Raw genomic sequence first — 4,774 nt, forward strand, 5'->3', positions numbered from 1 at the left:
GCAGACCACCGAGGATCAGTTCGAGCTGGCCAAGGGCTCGTTCTGGGAGCAGCACGGCCTGCTTGTGGCCGGCGCCCCGGAGCAGCCAGCTGATGCCGATGCCGATCGTCAGGCACTGATCGACGAGAACGAGCAGCTGAAAAAGGATGTCTTCGCCTACCAGGAGCAGCTGAAGGATCTCGCCTCCAAGATCAAGGATGGTCCTCAGCAGGTGAAAGACCTGCAGGACAAGCTGATCCAGGAACAGGCCCGCTCCAGCAAGCTGGAAACCGAGCTGAAAGAAGCCCAGGCCAAGCTGGCCGGCAAGAAGTAACCCAGTGTCACGGCCCCTCATTGGGGCCTATGACTGGAGACCCCGATGGCTTCCATCACGAATATCAGCTCGCATCGCATCGACCTTGCCGACCTGTCGCTGGCCCCTGGCGAAGCGATCGAGCACTTCGACGACCGAGAGGCTGAGCGCCTGAAGTCGACGAACTACTACCGGGCCGGCTGGATCAAGGTTGGCCCATCGCCCGAGCCCGAGCCGCCCACCGAGGAATGACCCGCCATGGCCGAACTGAACATCCCAGTAACGGCCGAGATGGTCGCTGAATTCCGCGAGTTCTACGAAGAGTTCGCCGACCCGGCCAAGTGGTCGGACGCCAAGATCACCAAGGCGCTGAACATCGCCAAGGGCGAATTCGGCACCTGCGGTAACTGGGGCCTGTACAAGCCCTATTCGTTCCTGCAGCGCGGCTGGTTTGCCCTGGCGGCCCACTACCTCACCTGGAATGCGGCGACCACTGCCGCGACCGGCGCCGATGGCAGCGCCACGACGCCATACGCCGTATCCAGCAAGAGCGTGCGCGACGAGTCGGTGTCCTACGCCGTCCCGGGCGCGAATGCATCGCTTACGGCCTGGGAGGCGGCCCTGGCGCTAACGCCATACGGCCTTGAGTACCTGCACCTGCGGCAGCGGGCCGGCATGGGAGCTATCTGCGTATGATCCGGCCAACCGTAACCCTGATCGGGCGACAGCAGGTTGAGCAGGCGATGCGTGACCTTGCCAAGCGCCTGGAGCGCGAACAGCGTGTGTTGGTTGGGGTGCCAGAGGGGGCAGGCTCCTATGAAGATGGCCTGACGCTGGCCACGGTCGCCGCGGTCAACAACTTCGGCTCTGCCGATGGGCGTATCCCGGCGCGTCCTTTTCTGCAGCCTGCCATTGAGGATGGAGCGCCTGTGTACCGGCGCCTGGCCGAAGTCATGCTGCCGCGCGTGCTCTCCGGTCAGATGGAGATGCGCACCCTGCTGGAGCAGATGGGCAACTTGGCCGAGGGCCACGTCAAGCAATACATCACCGATCTGCGCACGCCGCCCAACGCCCAGTCGACCATCGACAAGAAAGGGTCAGACAACCCCCTGATCGACACCGGAGCCCTTCGGCAGTCGATCCGCTACGTCATCGACGACAGCAACGATCCTCTTGAGGAGGGCATCTGATGGGCCTGAACATGCGCGGCCACGTCAGCGGCCCATTCGTGTCGCACCGCGGCGTGCAGCGGATGCGGTTCAGCAGCGAGATCATCGACTTCGAACCGAAGCTGGTCATGACGTTGCTCGACACGTTCGACGCCAACGTCCAGCCGGCCAGCGACAAGGAGATTGAGTTTCTCCAGATCGGCGCCGAGCGGATCAACGACATCCGGGTAATCCACCGAAACGACGGCAAGGGGATCGAGGTTTCCACCCCCGGAAATCTGGCCGACATCCTGGTATTCGCCGAGACGCCAGGCCAGCCAGCCACCTGGTGGAAGGCCATGGCCACCGACTACCGGCCCTGGCACAACTTCTGCCGGGCGGTGATCGCCAAGCTTGACCCGGCCGAAATCGAGAAGCTGCAGGGGTACGCCAATGGTTGACACCATCGCCCTCACGAAGGTCGTGTGCCAGGTGGTGGTTGCGGCCACTGGCCTGCCGGCCAACAAGGTGATCGTCGGTGACCCTGGCACATCTGCCCCCAGCGGAACCTACGCCGCCGTGCGAATCGACAGCCCGGCCCAGTTCGGCCAGGCTTTCAAGACGCAACGCAACGTGCCAGCCACTGATGACCCCCGCTTTGAGGACATCATCGAGCGGGTGGCCACCCAGTTCACCATCGGGTTCAGCATCAACATCTACCGTGCCGGCGCCATGGGCATGGCCATGACCCTGTGCGAGGCGAACAAGCGCGAGCCGATCAAGAGCATCCTGCGCCGCGCCAAGTTGGGCTGGTCCCGCATATCACCGATCAACAACCTGACTGGCCTCTACCAAGCGGCAATGGAAGAGCGCTCCCAGGTCACCCTGTACCTCTACGGCGAATCCGTGGCTGAAGACCGAATCAATCGGATCTACCGCGTCGGCTTCGAGGTTCAAACCGAACAATCTGGCGCCATCGCGCAAGGGGAAGTAAATGCCTTATCCGGCTGAGAACATCATCAACATTGTCACGAACATCCGTGCGGCCGGTCTGGGCACTGCCAACTTTGGCGCTGGCATGGTCTTCGCCGACTTCGACTCGTCCACCGACACGACGTTTGCCGAGGGCAGCTACCGGGACTACGGAGGCGCTGCGGCGGTGGCGGCAGACTTCAACATCGCGTCCGATGTTTATCTGGCGGCCCTGGCCTGGTTCTCTGCCGTGCCCAAGCCAAAGTCCCTGCGCATCTACCTGCGACAGGAGGATCACAGCCCGGTCGAGTCGATGAATGATGCGATCAATAAGCGCATCTGGTTCTACTGGTACGAGTTCGAGACCACCATCCGGGCCAACGACGCCGACGTGCTGGCCCTGATCGTCGCCGGGGATGCTGCTGGCAAGTTCTACGCCGGCACCACCAACCAGGCAGCCGTGCGCGATCCGAGCCTTTCCACTGACATCGTCAGCAAGGCCAAGCTGCAGGGCTCGCGCCGGGCATTCCTGCTCAGCCACGCAACCGCCCCCTACGCCGGCTTCGAGCTGGGCGCCGTGTTCAGCCGCGTCAACTTCAACGCGGCCAACTCGACCATCACCGGCGAGTTCAAGAAGCTGCCAGGAATCACTGCGGAAGACCTGACCATCACCGCTTACAGCGCGATGAAGCAGAAAGGCGCCCCGTTCTACACCGTGGTCGAGACCGGGGGCCAGGTTGACGCCGGCCGGGTGATCAACTCCAAGTCGACCTCCAGCTACGGCGAGTTCATCGACGACGTGTTCAACCTAGACGGTTTCGTCAACACGCTGACCGTCAACGTGTACAACGCCCTGGCCAATGCCAAGAAGCTCGGGCAGACGCCGGATGGTCAGCAGGTCCTGATCAACGCTGCCGCTCAAGTTGGACAGCGCTACATCGACAACGGCTACCTCGGCGCGCGCACCTACACCGATGGCGAAACAGGTGACGAAGTGCTCAGCGATGGCTACGAGATCCTCAGCAAGGCTGATGACATCCTCGGGCTGACTGACGCGGAGCGCGCCGAGCGCTTCTCGGCACCCATCCTAATGCGGGTCTTCCGCGCCGGCGCGATTCACGCCGTAGACATCACGGTCGACGTGGAATAAGGAGAGCCAGAGCATGGCACTTAGTGACCTTTCTGTAGAAAACACCATCGTGGTGATCACCGGCGTTGGCGTGCTGGACGACTGGGGGCGCACCGACCCCCCATTCACTGTTGAGCCAATCGATGACCAGGCGATCCTGAGTCGCGGCCTGGGCGGAAACGGTGTCCGCTTCCACCGCAAGAACCCAGGGTTGCGCCTGACCGTCAACCTGATGCCCGGCAGCCCTCAGGCTCTGGCATTGCAGGCCCAGGTCAACGCCAAGTCCGAGGTGTCTGGCTCCTACGCCTCGATTGCCGGCTTGGAGGGTGCCGTCTTCTCCGAAGGCGTAATCACTCGCGGCAAGTCGATGGCGCGCGGCGGCCCGGGCCTCAACGACGCCACCTTCGTTATGGAATTCAACAAGGCGAAAATTGCATGAACCAGGCTCAGGACTTCGTTCGCAGTATCGAGCATGAAGGTGTGACCTACACCTTCGGCATGCCCAGCGCCGAAAAACAGCGCGCCGTGCTGTTCCGGCTGGGCAAATACGGGGTCGAGCCGCTGATTCGCGGCCTGGCCCAGGCTGAGCTTGGGGCCGCCTCTTCGGTGGCCATCGCCGGCCAGATCGTTGGAGTCATGCTGTCGCGCATCCCAGAGGATGACTTCAACTTCATCTGCGACACGATGCTCGGCAAGCTGCACAAGGATGGTCAGGTGGTCGGCATGGAACAGTTCTCCGGCCGCCTGAAGACCTACTTCACCCTTGTGGTTCTGGCCCTCGGGAACGTGTTCGAGGATTTTACCGGACTCCTGACCCTCTTCCAGAGCTCTACCGGTTCAGCCGCGGAGCAAGGGGCGAGTCAGGAGAGCGCCTCAACCCAGCCATCGACTGGGACCTCTGGCGACCCTGCGTAGGGATTCCCGGGGTTTGTCCTCCGCTCTGCACCTACAAAGACCTCACTGACGGCACCTACTCGCTGGGCTGGGTCAAGCGCGCCAACCTGGCGATGGATGAAATGCTCTACGTGCGGCAGCTGCACGACGAGATCCGGAGAGCGAACCCGTGAAAGTACTTGAGAGCTTCCTGATCGCCCTGGGCATCAAGGTCGACGAGAAGTCATTCCAGAAGGCCGATGCGGCGTTTGGCGGCCTCACCAGGTCGGCCCTGCAGTTCGGCGCCGTGCTGGCGAGCAAGCTGGCCATCGACAAGGTGGTGGGCGACTTCAAGAACGC

The 4,774-nt window shown here is 62.6% G+C and carries 9 protein-coding genes; all 9 read left to right on the top strand.

Translation table 11 applies throughout. From position 1 onward, the window contains the following. Positions 1–313, top strand: a 313-nt coding sequence (locus tag GYA94_RS26190; protein ID WP_218031614.1) for a coiled-coil domain-containing protein, incomplete at its 5' end; no start/stop codon positions are given. 45 nt (positions 314–358) lie between these two features. Beyond that, entirely contained in the window at positions 359–544 is a 186-nt protein-coding gene (locus GYA94_RS26195; RefSeq protein ID WP_161893405.1) for a hypothetical protein, read from the top strand. A gap of 6 nt (positions 545–550) precedes the next feature. Continuing rightward, the gene (locus tag GYA94_RS26200) at positions 551–988 is read left to right on the top strand and encodes a DUF4054 domain-containing protein (protein ID WP_161893406.1); all 438 of its coding nucleotides are present in this window, start codon (positions 551–553) and stop codon (positions 986–988) included. Beyond that, positions 985–1,482: a hypothetical protein gene (locus GYA94_RS26205; RefSeq protein WP_161893407.1), complete on the top strand. Its 498-nt coding sequence runs from the start codon at positions 985–987 to the stop codon at positions 1,480–1,482. The genes GYA94_RS26200 and GYA94_RS26205 overlap by 4 nt, the downstream gene beginning before the upstream one ends. Continuing rightward, a complete protein-coding gene (locus tag GYA94_RS26210) occupies positions 1,482–1,901 on the top strand; it encodes a hypothetical protein (RefSeq protein WP_161893408.1) in 420 nt (139 codons plus the stop codon). The genes GYA94_RS26205 and GYA94_RS26210 overlap by 1 nt, the downstream gene beginning before the upstream one ends. Continuing rightward, the gene (locus GYA94_RS26215) at positions 1,894–2,451 is read left to right on the top strand and encodes a phage neck terminator protein (protein ID WP_161893409.1); all 558 of its coding nucleotides are present in this window, start codon (positions 1,894–1,896) and stop codon (positions 2,449–2,451) included. The genes GYA94_RS26210 and GYA94_RS26215 overlap by 8 nt, the downstream gene beginning before the upstream one ends. Continuing rightward, positions 2,435–3,562, top strand: coding sequence for a DUF3383 family protein (locus tag GYA94_RS26220; protein ID WP_161893410.1), 1,128 nt, complete (start codon positions 2,435–2,437; stop codon positions 3,560–3,562). Before GYA94_RS26215 ends, GYA94_RS26220 begins: the two co-directional genes overlap by 17 nt. A gap of 13 nt (positions 3,563–3,575) precedes the next feature. Continuing rightward, positions 3,576–3,980, top strand: coding sequence for a hypothetical protein (locus GYA94_RS26225; protein WP_054913858.1), 405 nt, complete (start codon positions 3,576–3,578; stop codon positions 3,978–3,980). Next, entirely contained in the window at positions 3,977–4,456 is a 480-nt protein-coding gene (locus tag GYA94_RS26230; protein ID WP_161893411.1) for a phage tail assembly chaperone, read from the top strand. Before GYA94_RS26225 ends, GYA94_RS26230 begins: the two co-directional genes overlap by 4 nt. Positions 4,457–4,774 lie beyond the last annotated feature (318 nt).

The sequence above is a fragment of the Pseudomonas juntendi genome (assembly GCF_009932375.1).
Classification (GTDB): domain Bacteria; phylum Pseudomonadota; class Gammaproteobacteria; order Pseudomonadales; family Pseudomonadaceae; genus Aquipseudomonas; species Aquipseudomonas juntendi.

Excerpts from the sequence above, each read along its gene's own strand:
- GYA94_RS26195 (WP_161893405.1), top strand. The coding sequence starts at position 359 with ATGGCTTCCATCACGAATATCAGCTCGCATCGCATCGACCTTGCCGAC.
- GYA94_RS26200 (WP_161893406.1), top strand. The coding sequence starts at position 551 with ATGGCCGAACTGAACATCCCAGTAACGGCCGAGATGGTCGCTGAATTC.
- GYA94_RS26205 (WP_161893407.1), top strand. The coding sequence starts at position 985 with ATGATCCGGCCAACCGTAACCCTGATCGGGCGACAGCAGGTTGAGCAG.
- GYA94_RS26210 (WP_161893408.1), top strand. The coding sequence starts at position 1,482 with ATGGGCCTGAACATGCGCGGCCACGTCAGCGGCCCATTCGTGTCGCAC.
- GYA94_RS26215 (WP_161893409.1), top strand. The coding sequence starts at position 1,894 with ATGGTTGACACCATCGCCCTCACGAAGGTCGTGTGCCAGGTGGTGGTT.
- GYA94_RS26220 (WP_161893410.1), top strand. The coding sequence starts at position 2,435 with ATGCCTTATCCGGCTGAGAACATCATCAACATTGTCACGAACATCCGT.
- GYA94_RS26225 (WP_054913858.1), top strand. The coding sequence starts at position 3,576 with ATGGCACTTAGTGACCTTTCTGTAGAAAACACCATCGTGGTGATCACC.
- GYA94_RS26230 (WP_161893411.1), top strand. The coding sequence starts at position 3,977 with ATGAACCAGGCTCAGGACTTCGTTCGCAGTATCGAGCATGAAGGTGTG.